Below are 521 nucleotides of genomic sequence, written 5' to 3'. Positions count from 1 at the left end.
AGGCGCCAGACGAGCGCCGTGAGCACGATGACCGTGGTCACCGAGAGCAGGTAGCGGCCCGTCGCCCTGTCGAGCGAGAAGCCCGCAACGGCAAGGTGCGGCGCCGAGATCACCCCGGAAGGGTTGTCGTTGGAGAACCAGCCGAACTTGGTCAGCGCCCACTGCACGAAGAACTGGGCGGCGAGCGTCGAGACGGCGAGATAGAAGCCGCGCAGGCGCAGGCTCGGCAATCCGAACACGACGCCGATGCCGGCGGCCGAAATCCCGGCCAGGATCATGGTTGCAGCCAGCGGCAGTCCTTCGACCCGAAGGTTGAAATTGTAGGCGGCGAAAGCGCCGACCGCCATGAAGGCGGAGGAGCCCAGCGAAAGCTGGCCGCAATAGCCGGTCAAAAGGTTGAGGCCGACCGCCGCCAGGCTGAGCGCAAGGAACGGCAGCAGGATCGCCTCGACGAGATAGCTCGACGCATAGGCGGGGATCAGGCCGTAGGCCACGGCAATCAGGGCGACGGGCAGAGCTAA

The 521-nt window shown here is 66.2% G+C and carries 1 protein-coding gene; it reads right to left on the bottom strand.

Annotation, left to right across the window (positions count from 1 at the left end; all coding sequences use genetic code 11):
* A partial coding sequence (locus tag NKI72_RS35400) for a branched-chain amino acid ABC transporter permease (protein ID WP_502909017.1) occupies window positions 1–515 on the bottom strand: 515 nt, incomplete at its 3' end.
* Between the last annotated feature and the right edge of the window lie 6 nt (window positions 516–521).

Source organism: Mesorhizobium sp. M0437 (assembly GCF_040321335.1).
Taxonomy (GTDB): domain Bacteria; phylum Pseudomonadota; class Alphaproteobacteria; order Rhizobiales; family Rhizobiaceae; genus Mesorhizobium.
This window is presented reverse-complemented; position numbering and strand designations above follow the sequence as displayed.